General features: G+C 47.8%; 18 protein-coding genes. 12 read left to right on the top strand and 6 right to left on the bottom strand.

Annotated features, from left to right (window positions below):
• Nucleotides 1–67 precede the first annotated feature (67 nt).
• Nucleotides 68–586, top strand: coding sequence for a CNP1-like family protein (locus EDC63_RS06085; protein ID WP_124945890.1), 519 nt, complete (start codon nucleotides 68–70; stop codon nucleotides 584–586).
• Between the two features lie 42 nt (nucleotides 587–628).
• On the opposite strand, the gene proB is transcribed toward EDC63_RS06085, so the two are convergent.
• The 4 genes from proB to rplU form a co-directional block, all read right to left on the bottom strand.
• On the bottom strand, nucleotides 629–1,747 hold the full coding sequence (gene proB / locus EDC63_RS06080) for a glutamate 5-kinase (RefSeq protein ID WP_124945891.1): 1,119 nt from the start codon (nucleotides 1,745–1,747) through the stop codon (nucleotides 629–631).
• A 32-nt stretch (nucleotides 1,748–1,779) separates the two neighbouring features.
• Nucleotides 1,780–2,850, bottom strand: a complete 1,071-nt coding sequence (gene cgtA, locus EDC63_RS06075; protein WP_124945892.1) for an Obg family GTPase CgtA — start codon at nucleotides 2,848–2,850, stop codon at nucleotides 1,780–1,782.
• Between the two features lie 70 nt (nucleotides 2,851–2,920).
• Entirely contained in the window at nucleotides 2,921–3,178 is a 258-nt protein-coding gene (gene rpmA, locus EDC63_RS06070; protein ID WP_124945893.1) for a 50S ribosomal protein L27, read from the bottom strand.
• Nucleotides 3,179–3,195: 17 nt separating this feature from the next.
• On the bottom strand, nucleotides 3,196–3,510 hold the full coding sequence (gene rplU / locus EDC63_RS06065) for a 50S ribosomal protein L21 (protein WP_124945894.1): 315 nt from the start codon (nucleotides 3,508–3,510) through the stop codon (nucleotides 3,196–3,198).
• Nucleotides 3,511–3,692: 182 nt separating this feature from the next.
• On the opposite strand from rplU, the gene ispB reads away from it, so the two are divergent.
• The 4 genes from ispB to EDC63_RS06045 all read left to right on the top strand — a co-directional run bounded on the left by ispB (nucleotide 3,693) and on the right by EDC63_RS06045 (nucleotide 8,406).
• Nucleotides 3,693–4,661, top strand: coding sequence for an octaprenyl diphosphate synthase (gene ispB / locus EDC63_RS06060; RefSeq protein ID WP_124945895.1), 969 nt, complete (start codon nucleotides 3,693–3,695; stop codon nucleotides 4,659–4,661).
• Between the two features lie 392 nt (nucleotides 4,662–5,053).
• Nucleotides 5,054–5,314, top strand: a complete 261-nt coding sequence (locus EDC63_RS06055) for a PP0621 family protein (protein WP_223272275.1) — start codon at nucleotides 5,054–5,056, stop codon at nucleotides 5,312–5,314.
• A gap of 130 nt (nucleotides 5,315–5,444) precedes the next feature.
• Nucleotides 5,445–7,037 carry a sensor histidine kinase gene (locus EDC63_RS06050; RefSeq protein WP_165922925.1) on the top strand — a complete coding sequence of 531 codons (1,593 nt, stop codon included), beginning with the start codon at nucleotides 5,445–5,447 and terminating at the stop codon, nucleotides 7,035–7,037.
• Between the two features lie 31 nt (nucleotides 7,038–7,068).
• Nucleotides 7,069–8,406 (top strand): sigma-54-dependent transcriptional regulator, encoded by a 1,338-nt coding sequence (locus EDC63_RS06045; RefSeq protein ID WP_223248224.1) that lies wholly within the window; start codon nucleotides 7,069–7,071, stop codon nucleotides 8,404–8,406.
• Between the two features lie 225 nt (nucleotides 8,407–8,631).
• Here EDC63_RS06045 and EDC63_RS06040 read toward each other — a convergent pair whose 3' ends face one another.
• Nucleotides 8,632–9,633: a sodium:calcium antiporter gene (locus EDC63_RS06040; RefSeq protein ID WP_124945897.1), complete on the bottom strand. Its 1,002-nt coding sequence runs from the start codon at nucleotides 9,631–9,633 to the stop codon at nucleotides 8,632–8,634.
• Nucleotides 9,634–9,759: 126 nt separating this feature from the next.
• Between EDC63_RS06040 and EDC63_RS06035 the strand changes: the two genes are divergently transcribed.
• The 5 genes from EDC63_RS06035 to EDC63_RS06015 all read left to right on the top strand — a co-directional run bounded on the left by EDC63_RS06035 (nucleotide 9,760) and on the right by EDC63_RS06015 (nucleotide 14,155).
• Nucleotides 9,760–10,833, top strand: a complete 1,074-nt coding sequence (locus EDC63_RS06035) for a 3-deoxy-D-manno-octulosonic acid transferase (protein WP_124945898.1) — start codon at nucleotides 9,760–9,762, stop codon at nucleotides 10,831–10,833.
• Entirely contained in the window at nucleotides 10,834–11,175 is a 342-nt protein-coding gene (locus EDC63_RS06030) for a thioredoxin family protein (RefSeq protein ID WP_124945899.1), read from the top strand.
• A complete protein-coding gene (ampD, locus tag EDC63_RS06025; RefSeq protein WP_124945900.1) occupies nucleotides 11,172–11,744 on the top strand; it encodes a 1,6-anhydro-N-acetylmuramyl-L-alanine amidase AmpD in 573 nt (190 codons plus the stop codon). Before EDC63_RS06030 ends, ampD begins: the two co-directional genes overlap by 4 nt.
• Nucleotides 11,719–12,231 carry a GNAT family N-acetyltransferase gene (locus tag EDC63_RS06020; protein WP_223248225.1) on the top strand — a complete coding sequence of 171 codons (513 nt, stop codon included), beginning with the start codon at nucleotides 11,719–11,721 and terminating at the stop codon, nucleotides 12,229–12,231. The genes ampD and EDC63_RS06020 overlap by 26 nt, the downstream gene beginning before the upstream one ends.
• 259 nt (nucleotides 12,232–12,490) lie before the next feature.
• Nucleotides 12,491–14,155, top strand: a complete 1,665-nt coding sequence (locus EDC63_RS06015; RefSeq protein ID WP_165922924.1) for a PAS domain S-box protein — start codon at nucleotides 12,491–12,493, stop codon at nucleotides 14,153–14,155.
• A 32-nt stretch (nucleotides 14,156–14,187) separates the two neighbouring features.
• Here the strand turns inward: EDC63_RS06015 and purU are convergent, their stop codons facing one another.
• Nucleotides 14,188–15,042, bottom strand: coding sequence for a formyltetrahydrofolate deformylase (gene purU / locus EDC63_RS06010; protein ID WP_124945902.1), 855 nt, complete (start codon nucleotides 15,040–15,042; stop codon nucleotides 14,188–14,190).
• 281 nt (nucleotides 15,043–15,323) lie between these two features.
• On the opposite strand from purU, the gene EDC63_RS06005 reads away from it, so the two are divergent.
• Nucleotides 15,324–18,203: a ribonucleoside-diphosphate reductase subunit alpha gene (locus tag EDC63_RS06005; protein ID WP_124945903.1), complete on the top strand. Its 2,880-nt coding sequence runs from the start codon at nucleotides 15,324–15,326 to the stop codon at nucleotides 18,201–18,203.
• A 179-nt stretch (nucleotides 18,204–18,382) separates the two neighbouring features.
• The gene (locus EDC63_RS06000; protein ID WP_370685867.1) at nucleotides 18,383–19,459 is read left to right on the top strand and encodes a ribonucleotide-diphosphate reductase subunit beta; all 1,077 of its coding nucleotides are present in this window, start codon (nucleotides 18,383–18,385) and stop codon (nucleotides 19,457–19,459) included.
• The last annotated feature ends 32 nt before the right edge of the window (nucleotides 19,460–19,491 follow it).

The raw sequence follows: 19,491 nt of genomic DNA, 5'->3' as shown, positions 1-19,491 counted from the left end.
CTGGGGCAATGCTTTCCCAGAGCAAAGCCATTTTCCCCTGCTGTTTTACTCGTGTATGATTGGCGCTATGAAAAATATTATTCTCTCTCTGCTTTTGTTGTTTCCGTTCGTTGCATGTGCCGCGCCTGAAAAGGAATGGACGAAATTTGATGTGGAATTTGACGAAGAAAAACCGTGGGTAGAATTGCAATCCCAGCTTCCTGCTTATCCTGCTGAAGGCGATTATTTGCCGTTTTATGTAAGTGCGGCGACGCCTAATCAATTTTACGTTGATCAAAAATCCATCAGCATTGGTGAGGATGGTGTGGTGCGTTACACATTGATAGTCAAGTCGCCTAGCGGTGCGCTTAACATCAGTTTTGAGGGTATGCGCTGTGCAACAGCGGAAAGAAAGCTTTATGCTTTTGGCAGGAGCGATGGCAGCTGGTCCAAGGCAAGAAATTCAAAATGGGAAGCGATCGCCTACAAGGATCGGAATCGTTATCATCACGTGTTGCATGATGATTTTTTCTGTAAGGGAAGCACGCCTGTGCTGTCGCCAGAAGTGGCAGTGAATGCTCTGAAAAGCGCGCCTCATCCCAAGTAATAAGTAGCCGCTATGGAAGCATTTTTTGATGCTTTCGTTACTTTAAAGTAAAACCAGATTGTCGCGGTGAATCAGCTCTGGTTCGTCCACATAGCCTAAAATGGCTTCAATCTCGGTGCTCGCATGACGTAATATTTTTTTGCTGTCAGTCGCATTGTAATTTACCAAGCCTCGGGCAATTTCGTTACCCTCAGCATCCACACAGGTCACTGCTTCACCACGCTCAAAGTTGCCTGAAAGCGCTTGTACCCCAATTGGCAGCAGGCTTTTTCCCTGTTCACGCAAGACGTGTATTGCACCCTGGTCCAGCACGAGTTTTCCTCTAACCTGCAGGTGATCGGCCAGCCATTTTTTCCGGGCATTGAGTGGTATCTTGTCGGCCATCAATTGCGTGCCAATGGCTTCGCCTTCTGCCAGCCTTAGCAAAACGTTCTGTTCGCGGCCGGAAACGATAATGGTGTGAGCGCCACTGCGCGCCGCACGTTTGGCAGCGAGTATTTTGGTCAACATACCGCCGCGTCCAATGCTGCTACCTGCACCTCCTGCCATTTTCTCCAATTGCAGATCACCGGCCTTGGCTTCTGTGACTAACGTGGCCTGTGGGTCTTTGCGTGGATCGGCAGTGAAGAGGCCAGCCTGGTCAGTAAGAATCACCAGCGCGTCCGCTTCAATGAGATTGGCTACCAAAGCACCGAGTGTGTCATTGTCACCGAAGCGAATTTCGTCGGTTACGACCGTATCGTTTTCATTAATAATAGGGATGACATTAAGCGTGAGCAGGGTGCGCAGCGTGGAAAGCGCATTCAGATAACGTTTTCGATCTGAAAGATCATCATGAGTGAGCAAAATTTGAGCGGCATGCAAATCATGTTTGCGGAAGCAGGATTCATACGCTTGTATCAGCCCCATTTGACCGACTGCCGCAGCTGCTTGCAGTTCATGTACAGCACTGGGACGTTTTTTCCAGTTCAGGCGCTGCATGCCTTCTGCTATAGCACCACTGGAAACCAGTACCACTTCCTTGCCCATTGCATTGAGTTTGGCGATTTGTTCCGCCCATTGCGCGAGCGCAGCATGATCAAGCCCCCGTCCGTCATTGGTGACCAGGCTGCTTCCGACCTTGACGACCAGACGTTTGGCATTAGCTAAAACAGAATTCATGGATATAGGCACCACGGAGGTGATTTTAAATATTACTCTTCAGTTTGTATGTCAAGGTTATCTGGTTCTTCATCATCTGGCGCATCTTCTTTTCTGGTTTGTTCCAGATGCTCCATGATTGCATAGGTTAACTCTTTACAACCATCACCCGTGAGTGCTGAAATGATAAAGCTTTTTCCTTCCCAGCCATACTCTTTCAGAAAGTTTTTCAGGGTTGCTTCCCGTTCATCTGATGGAAGCATATCCATTTTATTTAAAATGAGCCAGCGTGGCTTCTGGTATAGCGTTTCATCATATTTACGCAGTTCTTCCACAATTGCCTTGGCTTCCCTGACCGGATCGGTGATCCCGTCCATCGGTGCAATATCTACTATATGGAGCAGGAGTCGGGTGCGTGCCAGGTGACGCAAAAAACGATGACCTAATCCGGCTCCCTCGGCAGCACCTTCAATCAAGCCGGGGATGTCGGCAATTACAAAACTGCGATTGTGGTCTACGCGCACCACCCCTAAATTGGGGTGCAGGGTCGTAAAAGGGTAATCAGCTACTTTAGGCTTCGCAGCAGAAACAGCGCGAATGAATGTGGACTTTCCTGCGTTAGGCATGCCCAGCAGACCTACGTCCGCTAATACTTTTAATTCTAGCTTCAGTTCACGGTGCACCCCTTCTTCTCCCGGCGTACATTGCCGAGGTGAACGATTGACGCTGGATTTGAAATGCAGGTTGCCTAATCCACCTTTACCGCCTTGTGCTAACAGTGCAGTTTTTCCATCATGGGAAAGATCCGCAATCAGCTCTCCGGTTTCAAAATCACTGATAACTGTGCCAACTGGCATGCGCAATACAATATCTTCAGCACATTTGCCATAGCAGTCGCTACCGCGTCCACCTTCGCCATTTTTGGCGCGGTGCACTCGGGCATACCTGAAGTCAACCAGCGTATTGATATTACGGTCTGCAATGGCAAAAACACTGCCACCTTTTCCGCCATCACCGCCATCAGGGCCGCCTTTCGGAATATATTTTTCACGCCGGAAACTGGCGGAGCCATTGCCGCCATTGCCGGCAATGACTTCGATTTTTGTTTCGTCTATAAACTTCATGAGGACCCTGTTGCAAAAACAAAAAAAGCCCTATCAGCTGATAGGGCTTGATGTACTACAAGAAACTGCTTTAGGCCGGGATGACGCTAACGGTCTTGCGTTTCAATGCACCTTTAATAGTAAAGGCGACAGTACCTTCAACCTTGGCAAACAAGGTATGATCTTTGCCCATGCCTACGTTTTCACCAGCGTGCATCGCGGTGCCACGTTGACGAACAATGATACTGCCAGCGGAGATTAACTCGCCGCCATAACGCTTAACACCAAGGCGTTTTGCGTGGGAGTCGCGGCCGTTACGTGAACTACCGCCTGCTTTTTTATGTGCCATGACTAATGCTCCTTACTTTACTTTGCAGCGAAATCGCCGATCTGGATTTCGGTATAGTTCTGACGATGGCCCTGATGCTTCTGATAATGCTTACGACGACGCATTTTGAAGATCTTGATCTTTTCGCCACGGCCATGAGAAACAATTGTGGCCTTGATTGTTGCGCCTTCTACTAAAGGCGCGCCTACATTTACCGTTTCACCATCAGCTATCATCAACACTTGATCAAGTACGATTTCGCTTCCGATGTCTGCAGGTATCTGTTCTACTTTTAATTTTTCGCCGGGAACAACGCGGTACTGCTTGCCGCCGGTTTTTATGACCGCATACATAGTGAAAACTCCAATACTAAAAAGCAACTACGAGAAACGCGAGATTATACATAAAATCAAAACATTCGTCAAAGTAATTGCACTCGTGGATAATAGTAGCATTATTGGGCTTTTATGTAACAAGACTTGACATGTAATTGCTGTCATTCTTACTATTCTTCTTTTTTTGCGTGGTCGTATTTGTGTCAATCGACGTTATTCAAAATTATATAGAACAAGATATGCGCGCGGTTGACGAAGTGATCCGCAAGCGTCTTTATTCTGATGTGGTACTGATTCGCCAGGTAAGCGAGTACATTATTAATAGCGGGGGCAAGCGTTTGCGGCCTGCGCTTGTCCTTTTGTCCGCAGGCGCTTTTGCTTATGAGGGGCGTGACCATCATGAGCTGGCTGCAGTGGTTGAATTTATTCATACCGCAACCTTGCTGCACGATGATGTGGTGGATGAATCTTCATTAAGGAGAGGGCATGCGACAGCTAATTCACTCTTTGGTAATGCTGCTAGCGTGCTGGTGGGTGATTTTTTATATTCTCGTGCCTTCCAGATGATGGTAGGCGTCAAGAGCATGCGTGTGATGGAAGTGCTGTCAGATGCGACGAACATTATTGCCGAAGGTGAAGTGCTGCAATTATTGAATTGTCACGATGCGGATATAGATGAAGCACGTTATTTGCAGGTGATCCGATATAAAACGGCTAAATTGTTTGAAGCAGCCACACGTCTTGGCGCAATTCTTGCAAAAGCCTCTGAAAAAGATGAAGCGGGTGTAGCTGAATATGGTATGCGTCTGGGTACAGCATTTCAATTGATCGATGATGTACTGGATTATTCGGGCGATAATGAAGAGACCGGCAAAAATGTAGGTGATGATCTGGCTGAAGGTAAGCCCACACTGCCGTTAATTTATGCCATGAAAAACGGAAACCCTCAGCAAGTGGCTATTATCCGGTCAGCTATTGAACATGGGGGATTGCAAGATTTGCAGCAAGTGCTTCTGACTGTTCAGGCAACCGGTGCGCTGGTATACGCTCGCAATCAGGCACGGCAGGAAGCAGATGCAGCTTGCGCGGCTATCGCGCATTTACCTGATTCAGTATATAAGGATTCCTTGCTGAAACTGGCTGATTTTGCTGTTACGCGAAAATTTTAAGCCGTTCAATGCCAGGCGTATTGTGGAATAACTCCCTCGCCTGGCAGTTTGCGTGGTTTTTAGCCAGGTATGAGTAATCGAACCCGCGTATTACCTTTTTTTAAAATCTCATGAAGAGCAGATTTTCTTCTGAAAATCGAGCCTCACCGATTTCTCCTTCACTGTTAAACGCGCTTTCCTTTGCCTGGAAACATATTAGCTATCAAGGTTTTTGGATCAGATCATGACAAAATGCGAGTAACAAGTGATAATGTTGTGATGAAGTTGTTCAAGTAAATAATTTGCATTAACTATTTTTTTCAAATGCTTAACGAGTTGTTTGGGAAATGATGGCAAATGTTGGTGGATTTAAAGGTGTGTCGGTTTGAAGTTTTGACACACTTTTGGTCGTCATGGTGATATTGGCCGTATTTAAGGGAGTAGAAGAAGTCTTGGGTAAACTATTATTGCTGGTCGTCATCGCTTTGGTTATATATGGGCTGCTTAAAAGCTACAGTAGAAAAATGAATAATCCGCCTTCAACCAAGGTTGACGGCGCAGAAGACATGGTGAGATGTGCTCAGTGTGGCGTGCATCAGCCTAAGAGCGAGAGCATACTGAGCGAAGGAAAATTTTATTGTAGCGATGAACATCGCAAACTACATCAGAAATAATGGCTGCATGTCTGTCTTTCTCGCTATCGCATCCATTTTGAGTCAAATCAAATTGCAGAAATACAGGATTTCCTGTGACACATTTTTCTATAAGTCCACAGGCGGCTAGTTCGTTATGTGGCGGCCTTCATTGAATTTTAAAATTCGGGAAAGCGATATGCCTGATCACTACTGGCGATCGCTGCACTACTACAATTTATACAGACTGGTAATCGGCGGCGTTTTTTCTGTATCGTTTGTGCTATTCGGCGCAACTCTCTCCTTTGGTGAGGAATCCCCTTTATTATTTTTCCTCACCAGTATCTTTTACGTAGCTATTTGCGTTGTTTCAATTATTACCATCAGTTTGCGTTGGCCTGGTTTTAAGTATCAACTGGCCTTTCAGGTTGTGAGTGATATTGTTCTGATAGTTGCACTGATGCATGCAAGTGGTGGTGAAAAAAGCGGTTTGGGATTGTTGCTGGTGGCCTCACTCGCTGCTGGCAGCCTGATTAGCCGCGGGAAGATGGCGCTGTTTTTTGCGGCATTTGCAACGATAGTGGTGTTGCTTGAGCAACTCCACCGCGTATTGTTCTTGAACGATAGTTCAAGTGATTTCCTGCACAGCGGCTTACTCAGCATCAGTTTTTTTGCAACCGCATGGCTGGCCAGGACATTGGCTAAATATGCGACTGCCAGTGAAGATCTTGCAAAGCAGCGTGGTATTGATTTGGCCAACCTGGCACAAGTCAATCAGCTGGTGATTCAGGATATGCAGGATGGGGTGCTGGTGGTAGATGAAAACGGCATCATCAGGCAAAGTAATACACAAGCAGAAAAGATGCTGGGGGTTGTGATTCATAAACAGCGTGATCTGGATCTGGCAGATTATTCTCCCCCTTTAGCGGCCTATTTCAGGCATTGGTGTGAAGATCATGAAGCTGTTTTTGAGCCATTGCGCATTCAGGCTAATGGTAAGCAGATCAAGGTGCGATTTGTCCCTCTGGGCGGAGAAAAAACCATTGGTGCACTGATCTTTCTTGAGAATGTGAGCATCATGCAAGCGCAAGCCCAGCAAATCAAGCTCGCTGCATTGGGCCGGCTGACAGCAAACATTGCCCATGAAATCCGTAATCCTCTTTCAGCTATTGGCCATGCTACGCAGTTGCTGCAAGAAGAAGAGGGGATGGACAAAACTCAGAGTCGGATGTTGCAGATTATTCGGGATAATACTTTCCGTCTGGACAGAATGGTGCAGGATGTTTTACAGCTGAATCGCCGTGACCGGGCTGAGATTGAGCAAATTCCGGCTGAAAATTTTTTACGAAGTTTTGTAGAAGACTTCTGCCAGGTTGAGAAAATTCCGTCTGCGGCTATTTCACTGGAAATTGACTCTGATCAGACTATTTGTTTTGACCGGTCTCATTTGAATCAGGTACTGTGGAATCTTTGTCGAAATGCTTGGCGACATTGCCAGAAGCAAGATGCAAGTATACGGCTTTGCGTTACGGAAGCGCATATCGAGAACATTATCCAGCTAGATGTGATAGATGATGGCGCAGGCGTTAGTGTTGAAATGCAGCCACAGCTTTTTGAACCTTTTTCCACAACTGAAAATCAGGGCACAGGTCTGGGGTTGTATATAGCCAAGGAAATTTGCGAGGCAAATGGCGCCTCGCTGGATTACATCGAGGTGGCGCCGGGTGGGCAATTCAGAATTTGCTGTAAGGGAGGCACATGTTAAAGCATAAGAAACAGGTTGAGGGAGGTCTGAAGTGACAACACCTACCGCATTAATCGTGGATGATGAAGCCGATATTCTGGAGCTTCTCGAATTAACCTTGCTACGCATGGGACTGGATGTAGAGCGTGCCATGACGGTGAAAGAGGCGCTGACGCGCCTGCAAACGAAAAACTATCAGCTCTGTTTGACTGATATGCGTTTGCCAGATGGCGTTGGTCTGGAAGTGGTCAAATATATCGGCAGTCATTGTCCGGATACGCCAGTAGCAGTAATAACGGCTTATGGCAGTACAGAAAATGCAGTTGAAGCATTAAAATCCGGTGCGTTTGACTATATCAGCAAGCCGGTATCGCTGGAGCAGCTCCGTGCCGTCGTAAAATCCGCAATCAGTTTGCCGGAAACAAAATCAACAAAGCAGTCCGTTGAAGATAGCACTTTGCTGGGGGATTCGGCCGCGATCAAGCATGTCAGATCGTTAATAGAAAAGTTGGCGCGAAGCCAGGCCCCGGTCTATATCACGGGGGAGTCCGGCAGTGGTAAAGAGCTGGCGGCACGATTGATACATGAAAAAGGGGGGCGGCATGATAAGCCCTTTGTGCCGGTAAACTGTGGCGCCATCCCGGAAAACCTGATGGAAAGCGAGTTTTTTGGGTATAAGAAAGGGGCGTTTACCGGGGCAGACCAGGATCGGGACGGCTTCTTTCAGGCAGCAAATGGTGGTACGTTATTTCTGGACGAAGTGGCAGACTTGCCGTTGGTCATGCAGGTTAAGCTATTGCGTGCTATCCAGGAAAAGAAAGTGCGCAAAGTGGGGGCCAATCAGGAAGACCCCGTTGATATCCGGATTATCAGTGCAACCCATCAGAACCTGGCAGCATGCGTGGAAAGCGGGAAATTCCGTCAGGATTTGTATTATCGGCTCAATGTGATTGAGCTCAGAATGCCTTCATTGCGTGAAATGAGTGATGATGTGCCGTCTATCGCCAAAGCAATACTGGTTCGGCTGGCGAAGGAAATCGGAGTGGCTGCATCCGAACTCATGCCGGAAGCAGTTGCGGCCTTGAAAAAATATGATTTTCCCGGGAATGTGCGCGAACTGGAAAATATACTGGAGCGTGCGCTCGCATTATGTGGTGATTCCAAAATCAGCGAAGAAGATCTTTATCTCACGCCGCAAGCAGAAACCACATCCATCGCGCCCGACCCCAATGGTAAATGGCCATTGCCTGATTATCTTGATCGCGTAGAAAAAGAAGCCATCATGGAAGCGCTGGAAAAAACCCGCTATAACAAAACAGCGGCAGCTAAATTGCTGGGCATTACCTTCCGGGCTTTGCGATATCGTCTGGATCGGTTGGGGATTGATTAGATCGTAGGTTGGGGAAAGCGCGGTGAGTGAATGCAACTGTTTTTATAACCGCAGAGGCGCGAAGGCGCTGAGGTAAAAAACATCGCATTGCGATGTTTCAGCGTTATTTTGTTGATCGGGATACTGTCTCTGCAAAAACAATACACCACGCTTTTCTCCGCGCCTCAGCGTCTCTGCAGTTAACTGCTGGGATAAATACAAGTAAATTGTTTTTTCTGCAGGTGCCTAGCTCAATACGATTGTCAGATAGGTAATATACAACACCCCGTTCATAATCAGATGCCAGACCTTTAACTGACCGCGCATCAGCATCAGTCTTAACCAGAGTGTGGCCACAAGCGTAATCACTATGCCAGCCAGCACCTCTTTTTGTGGTGCCCATGGCGTTAACATGATGCCAATAGCAGGTAGCAGTGTGCCCTGAAATACCATTGCACCTGTGATGTTGCCGAAAGCGAGGGTATCTTTTCGTTTGCGTATCCACAAAATACTGTTCACCTTTTCAGGCAACTCAGTGGCGATAGGAATAATCAGTAATGAAAGTAGTAATGCTGAGATGCCAAGCATTGGAGCTGCGTGTTCTACGCCGTGAATAAATCCTTTTGCGCCACCCACCAGAAGTGCCAGCCCTAACGCAAGTTGAAATATAATCACCGGCATGTTTTCAGGTAAACCTATGCGCGCGAGAAACATCTTTTCATCTGCAGAGGTGGCATGCCCATCATTGACCAGAGCAGCAGAGGCGCGCAGGGTGAGCATGATATAGATGAAATAAATGAATATCATGGAAAAGGCCATCGTGGCACGAATGGCAGGCGTTTCATGGGGAATAAACAGTGCTACGGCTGAAATGGAAAAGGCCAGAAGAAAAAAATTCAGATCACGTGTAAATCCGGTTATTTCAGGTGTGAAGTGACCTTGAAGACCACGTTTTTTTACGACAGCCAGTACCAGCAGAAACAAAGAGAGGGTTGAAAGCATGAGGGGTGCCCCGAGAATTGCACCCACGCCAATTTCTTCGTTCAGTTGCGCATTTTGCGTGCCAGCAAATATTGCCAGCAATGGCACCAGCGTTTCAGGCATCGCGGTGCCGACTGCAGCAAACAATGAGCCGGTTACACCTTCAGAAATTTTCAGCTTCTCGCCAAGATGCTCCAAGGCGTTTGTAAATATTTCTGCTGCTATTAAAATAATGATCAGCATTAGAAATAATTCGGCAAATACCATGGTGCATGTATCCAGGAAAAAATTAAAAACGCAATTATAACAGGAGTCATTTCAAGATAGCTGCCTGAATAACTTGCCGTCCCGCTGTATTTTCCCTTAAAGTCTTTATTTTGTAAGCGGAACACCATGGGTTTATTGAGTTTGTTTGGATTGGGTAAGCTGCCTCAAGGATTGGCAGGGGCCACTTTGGTCATCGGCAGTGCACCCGCATTGTTCGCTGCTGGGGATTTTCTGGATGGATTGCAGAAAAAGTTTGGCGATGTTGCACTGGGAGTGATCGGGTCAGAAGCGAATGCGGGGTCCTGGCCTCAAATACCTGTACCAGAAGATTTGACAAAAACGATTGCACTGCTCAAAAAGATCCAGCCGCAGCGAATAATTTGCCTGGGTGTGGAAGGGCGGTACGCTAATCTGGTGAGTGAAGTGAGTTGCCCGGTTTATTGGGTCAATGCATCGGATTGGCAGGCAGCGCAAACGGACTGCAAGCTCATAATGGTTGCTGACCCACTGCTGTATCAGACGATTCCTCATTCCGTATTAACCGGTGACCCACTGGTGAATCTGTCTGCACTACCTGCTATAGAAATGGATACCGCTTTATGTGAACGTTTCAAGGAGCAGCGTGAAGGCGATCGCTGGGTCGGTTTTTTTGCAGCAACAGGAGAAGATGAAGAAGAAGAGGTTTATCCGATTTTTAATCGTCTGATCCGTCATAAAATGGGTTTGCTGGTATTGGCTCCCCTTGATGAAGCCCGTTGTGAACCCGTGTATCGGGAATCCATTAAATACAAACTGCAGACAATTCGGCATAACCGGCTTTCCACCTCTTTTATACCGATTAAAACACGGGTCTACTATGTGGAAGAGCCAGAACCCTTGGCGGGAATGTATCCTTGCGTAGATTTTGTTGTCGCGGGTGGCTCTATTCATCAGCATGCACACAATATTCCCGATATCATCACGCCGATACTACATGGTAAGCCGGTGATCCTGGGTCCTGCTCATCGTGATAACCCTCTGGTAAAAGCCGCAGTGGCTGCCAAGGTGGTGCTTGCTGCGGAAAACAGCAATGAAATATTCGAGCATGCCAAATATTTGTTGGAAAACCCTGCTGAAGGTGAACGCATTGCTGCTCATGCCCGATCTTGGCTTGAAGCACAGGTAGGTTCGCTGGATCGGGTCATGGCCGGAATAGTGTAAATGCTGCAATTTCAGACCTTAACGGAATTTGATTTTCACCAGACTCTGGAGCAAACAGAGGGGGTGAGTATCGTCATGTTCAGCGGGCCGGATTGTGGCGCTTGCCGGCAGATTGAAAAACTGTTGCCGGGAGTGGCAACAGGTATTGTGGCCCAGCTTTTCAAGGTAGATGCCCAGCAGTGCATGGGGCTGGTGCGCCAGTATGAGGTGTTTCATTTTCCGGCATTATTCCTGTTTGTGAATGGTTACTTTCACGCAACACTCCATTCAGAAGTGACTCCGGTAAAAATGCAGGCCGCGATCGATGCTGCACTGGCGCGTCCGGCAGAGGAAGAACCATGAGAATCGGGGCCGATGGCATTCTGCAAGATATTCGCTATATTGCCTCACCCAATTGTGACGTCAGGGCAGGAGATGCCCCCATTCATTTGCTGGTGATTCACAATATCAGCTTGCCACCAAATGAATATGGCGGGGAGGGCGTTATTGCGCTTTTTACCAATCAATTAGATCCTGATGCCCATCCCTACTACCAGACCATCAAGGATTTAAAAGTGTCCACTCACTTTTTTATTCGGCGTGATGGAGAAATGATTCAGTTTGTTCCCTGTAACATGCGCGCCTGGCACGCAGGGGCTTCCAACTGGTGCGGTAAAGAGCGCTGTAATGATTTTTCGATTGGTATCGAGCTGGAAGGCAGTGATTTTGAGCCATTTACTGATCAGCAATATGATTCATTGTCAGCGCTCACTCTTGCATTAAAGCAGGCCTATCCAATAGATGCGATTGCCGGGCATTCTGATATTGCACCAGGCAGAAAAACTGATCCTGGTCCCTGTTTTGATTGGGAACGGTACCTTGCGAGTCTGGAAAAAAATCAAATGAATGAGACGAATTCTTCCAATGGGTAACGCTGGGGAAATGATTGTTCAGCCAATTCAGTCAGATGAATACCGCGTGCTTTCAGACATGGTTGGAGAACTGTTAAACGAAATCATGGATAAAATCCATGTGCAGGCATTTCATTTTAATCAGGCTGAAACTGAAGCCAGGGCAAAAGACCTGGTTTCCCGTGGAAAATATTGGGTATTTATGGCAAAAGAGGCAGTCTCTGGCGAGTTGGTAGGTTTTGTTTCCCTTTATGAAAGCTATGCCCTCTATGCTGAGGGAGCTTATGGCACTATGCCTGAATTGTATGTCCGCCCGCAGTGGCGCTCCAGAAATATTGGGGAAGCCATGTTAATGGAAGTGAAAAAGTTTGCCGCCAGCAAAGCATGGAAAAGGTTAGAAGTCACCACCCCGCCTTTGCCAGAGTTTGACCGGACTTTAAAATTTTACCAGTTTCATGGTTTTGAAATAGCAGGCGGCAGAAAGTTAAAGTTGGATATAGGTGTCTGATCATCCTGTTTTCTGATGAGGACTGGTATGGGTTTTGATAAGCAAAAAATACTGTCGGCTACATGAATGATTCAATGAATATTCTGCTGAATGTAAGTCATTGTGAATATTAATTTTTAGTACTTGCAAAGTATGAAAAATTAAGGAATTATATGGTTGATTTATTCAATATCTGCTAGTTTATGACTGGAGATGGTTTTAATAAGGTGAGTCCACTCCCGAGCATGCTCTGATGTCAGAAAAAATGGTAAGCCTCTTGATGGCAAGTTCTGCTGAAACTACCAGCATCATTGAGCAAGCATTAAAAAACCACTATTCAAAAGTTGTTATTCATCGTGTAGATAAAAAGCAAGATCTACATCAAGCACTGGAAGACCAAAGCTGGCAATTGGTGTTTAGCGATCTGGAGCTGACCGATTTTTCCGCAATTGAGCTCATCAGCCTGCTGGGCGAAAAGAAGATTAATACCCCGGTTATTCTGATTAAAGATACGGGGGCGGAAGAAATCGCTGTTCACTGCCTGGAAGCAGGTATGAATCAGTTTATTCAATGTACTGCCCCCTATTTGCAGCAGCTTCCACTTCTGATTGAAGCGTTTATCAGGCGCGCAGAAGAAAATGCGGCGCGGTATTTGCTTGAGAAAAAATTGAGGGAAAGTGAAGAGCGCTATCTCGATATTTTTGAAAATACCAGTGATCTGATTCAATGCGTAGCGACAGATGGATCCTTCATTTACACGAATACGACCTGGCGTCATACTATGGGGTATACCGAAGAGGAGGTTCAATCTCTCAACCTCCTGGATGTATTGCACCCTGAAAGTGTGATCTGTTGCCAGGACCGGTTTGCGCGATTACTCAACGGTGAAAGTTTATGTTGTATCGAGTTTAAATTCTTGACCAAATCTGGCGAAGCAATTCATCTTGCCGGTGATTGCGGTGCAATAGTCAAAAATGGTGTGACCATATCGACACGGGGTATTTTTAAAAATATCACGGAGAAGGTAAAGGCAGAAGACGCGTTAAAAGAGAGCGAATTGCGCTATCAGTCGTTATACGAAAATGCACCGGATATCTATACGACAATCAATACAGCGGGTGAGATTCTTTCCATCAACCGCATTGGTGCCAGTATGCTCGGTTATGCAGTGAGTGAGCTGATTGGAAAATCTGCAGTGATGGTCATTCATCCGGAAGATCAGCGGACTGTAATAGAGTATATGGGAAATCAGTTTAGCAGTCCTGATGCGGAAAGTAGCATCGAATATCGTAAAATCAGAAAAGATGGCTCAGTCTTGTGGGTACATCAGCGTGTCAGTCTGGAGTCGAATTCAGAACCGCCAAGACTTTTTGTCGTGTGTCGTGATGTGACTGAAAAACACCAGCTTGAAAAGCAACTTGCGCATCAGGCGGCACATGACGCACTCACCAATTTGATTAATCGGCGTGAATTCGAGTTTCGTCTGCAGCGGATAGTATGCAGCGCTTCTTATGATACTGATCAGCATGTGCTGTGTTTTCTCGATCTGGACCAGTTTAAAAAAATCAATGACAGTTGCGGGCACATGGCAGGTGATGAGCTATTGCGCCAGATTGCTGGTTTGCTGGACGGTCAGATGCGTTCTCGTGACACGCTCGCCCGGTTAGGTGGAGATGAGTTTGCCATATTAATGGAGCATTGCCCCTTGGATAAGGCTATCTCGCTTGCTGAAACTATCCGTGAATCCATTGAGCAATTTGAATTTTATTGGAGAACCCATCGTTTTACACTTGGGGTGAGTATCGGGGTCTTTCCCATGAAAGGCGGATTTGCCGTTGCAGATATCATGAATATGGCAGACCTGGCGTGCTACACAGCTAAAAAGAAAGGCCGAAATCGCGTCCACCTTTATCATCCTGATGATATGGTGCTTGATAACCAGTAGCATTTTTTGTTCTTATTGGCTCCGATAGCGTATCAGTCAAATACCACTGTTTTGTTGGCATACAGCAAAATCCGGTTCTCGATATGCCACCTTACCGCACGGGACAGCACCACTTTTTCAAGATCACTCCCCCGCTGAATCAGGTTCTCAATCGCATCCCGGTGAGAAATGCGCGTCACATCCTGCTCGATAATCGGCCCATCATCCAGAATCTCAGTCACGTAGTGGCTGGTTGCACCTATCAGTTTTACGCCGCGTTCAAAGGCACGGTGATAGGGTTTCGCGCCATTGAATGCCGGCAGGAAAGAGTGATGAATGTTGATAATGCGACTCGGGTAGTGGCGAATAAAATCTGGAGAGAGCACCTGCATATAGCGGGCCAGCACAATCAAATCAATGTGGTGGTGGTGCAGCAGGGCAACCTGCATGTCCTCCGCTTCCTGCTTTGCATCCTTATGTACCGGAATGTGCTGGAACGGAATCCCGTAAGCATCGGCCAGCCATTTGGTATCACTATGATTGCTGATAATGAGCGGAATTTCGCAGTTCAGTTCGCCGGCTTGGTGGCGGTATAGGAGATCAGCCAGACAATGGTCATATCGTGATACAAAAATAGCCACTTTAGGGCGGTAGCTGGAAAGCGCCAGGCTCCAGTGCATGGAAAACTTTTCCACAATCGGTGCAAAAAGCGTTTCAAAGTCGTTGGTACTGAGATTGAAGCCCTGTAAATCCCACTCCACGCGCATCAAGAACAGTCCTAATTCACTGTCCTGGTGCTGGTCCGCGTGGAGGATGTTGGCGTCGTGCCGAAAAAGAAATTCAGCAATGGTCGCAACCAGCCCTTTTTGGTCCGGGCAGCTGATAAGAAGAATGGCAGTATTTTTCATGTCGTCAATGTAAATTATATTGAATAACTATACAACAGATAGGGAAATAGAGGACAAGCATGACCGCTTTACTTGTCTTATCAAACTGATTAGAAAACAGATTTATTTTGCTATAAAAATAATGTAAAAATCTTGTTGCGTTAATGGCGATGAATTACTAGAATTAGTAAATTCCTGATCCCCGTGACACTATATCTTGTGGTTTGATGTATTTGTTGAGGGGATTGCTGTAAGTGGATTATTTACATCATATTATTCATAATAATGGACGACGACATCAAATGCGACTAGCCACCGATACCCCCTCCGCCCCTCAAATGCACAACGTAGAAAGCACAATACAACCTGCTGTAAAAGATTCCCGATACGCAAATTACATGGTTATTCGCCGGAATGGCAGCGTGGTTGGTTTTGAGCCTTCCAAGGTTGCCATTGCAGTAACCAAAGCATTTCTGGCGGTAAATGGTGGTCAGGCTGCGGCATCCGCCCGTGTGCGTGAACTGGTGGAGTCCCTGACAGAATCTGTGGTGAATGCGCTGGTCCGTCGCCAGCCCAATGGCGGCACCTTCCATATTGAAGACATTCAGGATCAGGTGGAACTCTCCCTGATGCGCTCTGGCGAGCACGATGTGGCCCGCGCCTATGTGCTGTACCGTGAAAAACGCACGCAAGAGCGTGCGCAGACTAAAGCCGCCAACAAGGTGCCAGATCATGGACTGAACGTAACCGAAAATGGTACGGTACGTCCGCTGGACACAGCCAGACTATATGCGCTGATTGAAGAGGCCTGCGCTGATTTGGGTGAGGCTGTCAGCGCCAAACCGGTAATGGATGCCACTCTGCGTGACCTGTACGAAGGCGTGCCGATGGAAGAAGTGCACAAGTCCACCATTCTTGCTGCTCGCTCCCTGATCGAAAATGATCCTGCCTATTCTCAAGTGACGGCCCGTTTGCTGCTTAACACTATTCGCACCGAAGTGCTGGGTGAAGAAGCCACTCAGGCAGACATGGTTACGCGTTATGCGGAATACTTCCCGGGCTACATCAAGCAAGGAATTGAAGCGGAATTACTGGATGATCGTCTGGCGCAATATGATATGAAACGCCTGGGCACGGCAATGGATGCCTCCCGCGACTTCCAGTTTGGTTACCTCGGTTTGCAAACCTTGTATGACCGCTATTTTCTGCATATTGAAGATCGCCGCATTGAATTGCCGCAAGCCTTCTTCATGCGTGTCGCCATGGGCCTGAGCCTGAATGAAATCGACCGCGAATCACGCGCTATCGAATTTTACAACGTGCTTTCCAGCTTTGATTTCATGAGTTCCACTCCCACACTGTTTAATGCAGGTACCCGTCGTTCGCAGTTATCCAGCTGCTATTTGACCACCGTGCCGGATGACCTGGACGGGATATACGAAGCCATCAAGGAAAACGCATTGCTCTCCAAATTTGCCGGTGGACTGGGCAATGACTGGACCAACGTGCGTGCGCTGGGTTCCCGCATCAAGGGCACCAATGGTAAATCTCAGGGTGTAGTGCCTTTCCTGAAAGTAGTTAACGACACCGCTGTAGCAGTGAATCAAGGCGGCAAGCGCAAGGGCGCCGTATGTGCCTACCTGGAATCCTGGCATCTGGATATGGAAGAGTTCCTGGAGTTGCGCAAGAATACCGGTGATGATCGCCGCCGCACCCACGACATGAATACCGCCAACTGGATTCCTGATCTGTTCATGCGCCGTGTGATGGAAAATGGCGACTGGACCCTGTTCAGCCCATCCGATGTCCCTGATCTGCACGACAAATTCGGTAAGGCATTCGAAGCCGCTTACACCGCATATGAAGCCAAAGCTGCGCGCGGTGAAATCAAAGTATTCAAGACTGTGCAAGCTACCCAGATGTGGCGCAAGATGCTTTCCATGCTGTTCGAAACCGGCCATCCATGGATCACATTTAAAGACCCTTGCAACATCCGTTCACCGCAGCAGCATATCGGTGTGGTGCACAGCTCCAATCTCTGTACCGAGATCACGCTGAACACCAACGACCATGAAATTGCCGTATGTAACCTGGGTTCGGTAAACCTTTCAGCCCATCTTAAAGATGGCGAGCTGGATAAAATCAAGCTAAGAAAAACCATTTCCACCGCCATGCGTATGCTGGATAACGTGATTGATATCAATTACTATGCCGTAGCAAAAGCACGTAACTCCAACCTGAAGCATCGTCCGGTTGGTATGGGTATCATGGGTTTCCAGGATTGCCTGCATGAACTGCGCATTCCTTATGCCACACAGGCAGCGGTCGAGTTTGCTGATCGCTCCATGGAAACAGTTGCTTACTACGCGTACTGGGCCTCTACCGAACTGGCAGAAGAACGTGGCCGTTATGCAACGTATAAGGGCAGCCTGTGGGATCGTGGCATTCTGCCGCTGGATAGCATCAAGCTGCTGGCAGAAGAGCGCGGTGGCTACGTAGAAGTAGATGACTCCCTGACTATGGACTGGGAAGCACTGCGTGCCCGCATCGGTGAGCACGGCATGCGCAACTCCAACTGTCTGGCCATTGCCCCTACTGCAACCATCGCCAACATCGTCGGCGTGTCTGCATCCATTGAGCCTACCTACCAGAACATCTATGTGAAATCCAACCTCTCAGGGGAATTCACCGTCGCTAACCAGTATCTGGTTAAAGACCTGAAGCAGCTCGGCATGTGGGACGAAGTCATGGTAGCCGACATGAAATACTTCGACGGATCTCTGGCCCGCATTGATCGCGTACCGCAAGAACTGCGCAACCTGTACGCCACCGCTTTTGAAGTGGATACCCAATGGCTGGTAGAAGCAGCATCCCGTCGTCAGAAATGGATCGATCAGGGCCAGTCGCTCAATATCTACATGAGCGGTGTTTCCGGTAAAAAACTGGATGAAACCTATAAACTGGCCTGGGTACGTGGCCTTAAAACCACCTACTACTTGCGCACACTGGGCGCCACCTCGGCAGAGAAGTCTACCGGCAAGGGCGGCGAGCTGAACGCCGTATCGGCACATACCGGTTCCAGCATTGCAGCCACCCCGACCCAGGGCGTTGCGGCTGCTACTCCGGCCACAGAAGTCAAATTCTGTGCCATTGATGATCCAGAGTGCGAAGCCTGTCAATAAAGCCTGAACGGTATCGCAATATAACAGTCGAATAAGTAATAAGTCATACCCCTATATTCCAAGCGGAAAAGGGCAGAGGGCGGGAGCAATCCCCCCTCTGATAACCAAGGAGAATACACACTATGCTGAGTTTTGAAGACGAGATCACCCCTGCACCTAAACCTGCTTACAACCCTGCAATGGCTGCAAAGCCAATGGCAGGTAGCACGGTGAGTGCATCTGATTCGGACACCAAATCCAGCCGCGTGCGCGTGGAAGACAAACGGATCATCAACGGCACGGCAGACGTGAACCAGTTGGTGCCGTTCAAGTACAAATGGGCATGGGACAAATATCTGGCAGGTTGCGCAAACCACTGGATGCCGCAAGAAGTGAACATGAACCGCGACATCGCCACCTGGAAAGACCCTAACGGCCTGACAGACGACGAACGCCTGATCGTCAAACGTAACCTGGGGTTTTTCGTAACTGCCGATTCACTGGCCGCCAACAATATCGTACTGGGCACCTATCGCCATATTACTGCACCAGAGTGTCGTCAGTACCTGCTGCGCCAGGCGTTTGAAGAAGCCATTCACACCCACGCGTATCAGTATATTGTGGAATCGCTGGGTCTGGACGAAGGCGAAATTTTCAACGCTTATCATGAAGTTTCCAGTATTCGTGCCAAAGACGAATTCCTGATGCCTTTCATTGATATTCTGACCAATCCAGAATTCAAGACCGGTACACCGGAAACCGACCAGCAACTGCTGCGCAGCCTGATCGTATTTGCCTGCATCATGGAAGGCATCTTCTTCTATGTAGGCTTCGTGCAAATTCTGGCGCTGGGCCGCCAAAACAAGATGACCGGTGCGGCAGAGCAGTATCAGTACATCCTGCGTGATGAGTCCATGCACTGCAATTTTGGTATTGATCTGATCAACACCATTAAAATGGAAAATCCGCAGTTGTGGACGCCTGAATTCCGCAAGGAAATTACCGGGTTGATTCAGCAAGGGGTAGAGCTGGAATATCGTTATGCAGAAGATACGATGCCGCGTGGGGTGTTGGGGTTGAATGCTTCGCAGTTTAAAGAGTACCTGCGTTTTATTGCTAATCGTCGTTGTCAGCAGATTGGGCTGGATGAGATTTATGCGGGGGCGAATAATCCGTTCCCGTGGATGGCAGAGATGATTGATTTGAAGAAAGAGAAGAATTTCTTTGAGACGAGAGTCACGGAGTATCAGACGGGTGGGGCTTTGAACTGGGAATAACCGGCGAAAGAGAAAAGGGCGCAGGGGACTGC

Origin of the sequence: Sulfurirhabdus autotrophica (assembly GCF_004346685.1) — a bacterium.
In the GTDB taxonomy this organism is placed as follows: Bacteria; Pseudomonadota; Gammaproteobacteria; order Burkholderiales; family SMCO01; genus Sulfurirhabdus; species Sulfurirhabdus autotrophica.
This window is presented reverse-complemented; position numbering and strand designations above follow the sequence as displayed.